Below are 1,506 nucleotides of genomic sequence, written 5' to 3' on the forward strand. Positions count from 1 at the left end.
TGACGCTCGGCCCTCTTCTCGGCGCCACGGTGGGGGTAACCGATGTCCGGGACGCAGTCGACGATCTCTTCGCCGTCCAGTTGCAGAATGATACGGAACGCACCGTGCGCCGAAGGGTGGTTCGGGCCCAGGTTGAGGAACATGTAGTCCTCGTTGGTCCCGGAACGCTTCATGCCCCAGTCTTCAGGACGGAAGCGTGCGGCTTCTTCCTCGAGCTGTTGCTTGGCGAGGTTAAGGCTGTACGGGTCGAATTCGGTGGCGCGCGCCGGGAAGTCCTTGCGCAGCGGGTGACCTTCCCAGGTCGGCGGCATCATGATGCGCGACAGGTGCGGGTGGCCTTTGAAGTCGATACCGAACATGTCCCAGACTTCACGCTCGTACCAGTTGGCGTTCGGCCAGATACCGGTGACGGTCGGCAAGCTCAGGTCGCTCTCGGACAAGGCAACCTTGATCATCACGTCACTATTACGCTCAAGCGACATGAGGTGATAGAACACGGTGAACTCGGCGTCCGATGGCAGCCCTTGACGCTTGGTGCGCAGACGCTCGTCCACGCCGTGCAGGTCATAGAGCATGACGTACGGCTTGGGCAGGTTACGCAGGAAAGTCAGGACTTCAACGAGCTTGGCGCGAGCGACCCACAGCACCGGCATACCGGTACGGGTCGACTGAGCGGTGAACGCCTCAGGGCCAAAACGGTTATTCAATTCAACGACCACATCCTGGTCGTCTGCCTTATAAGGCGGGATGTACAGAGCGCTGCCTGTAGTCATGGTTATTTTTTCGCTTTCGGTCAACGTAAAGAATGAAGCCAGCTTCTCGTTTCTTTGTAAGAACAGATCTGGATCAGACTTCGTCAGGGCTGCGCAGGTTGGTGACTGCGATTCGCTGTTCGCGGCGTTGTTCCTTCTGCGAAGGCATGTCGGCGCGATAAACGCCTTGATCACCAACGACCCAGGAAAGCGGACGACGCTCCTGTCCAATCGATTCCTGCAACAGCATCAAGCCTTGCAGAAATGCTTCCGGACGGGGCGGGCAGCCAGGTACGTAGACGTCCACCGGCAGGAACTTGTCCACCCCTTGAACCACGGAGTAGATGTCGTACATGCCGCCGGAGTTGGCGCACGAACCCATGGAGATAACCCATTTCGGCTCGAGCATTTGCTCGTAGAGACGCTGAATGATCGGCGCCATCTTGATGAAGCAGGTACCGGCGATAACCATGAAGTCGGCCTGACGCGGTGATGCCCGGATAACTTCGGCGCCAAAGCGCGCGATGTCGTGGGGCGCCGTGAAGGCGGTGGTCATTTCCACGTAGCAGCACGACAAGCCGAAGTTGTACGGCCACAGGGAGTTTTTACGTCCCCAGTTGACCGCACCGTTCAGCACGTCTTCCAGCTTGCCCATGAAAATGTTTTTGTGAACTTGATCTTCTAACGGATCGGAAACGGTTTCCCGTTCGCCAATCGGATACTGCTCGTTAGGAGCATCGGGGTCGATTCTGGT

2 protein-coding genes are annotated in these 1,506 nt (G+C 57.9%); both read right to left on the minus strand.

The window, feature by feature from the left end; genetic code table 11:
* A partial coding sequence (locus tag ACIOWE_RS30135) for an NADH-quinone oxidoreductase subunit C (protein WP_401398607.1) occupies positions 1 to 773 on the minus strand: 773 nt, incomplete at its 3' end.
* A 73-nt stretch (positions 774 to 846) separates the two neighbouring features.
* The coding region (locus ACIOWE_RS30140; protein ID WP_401398609.1) for a NuoB/complex I 20 kDa subunit family protein at positions 847 to 1,506 on the minus strand (660 nt) is incomplete at its 5' end.

The organism is Pseudomonas sp. NPDC087598, from assembly GCF_044743525.1.
GTDB lineage: Bacteria > Pseudomonadota > Gammaproteobacteria > Pseudomonadales > Pseudomonadaceae > Aquipseudomonas.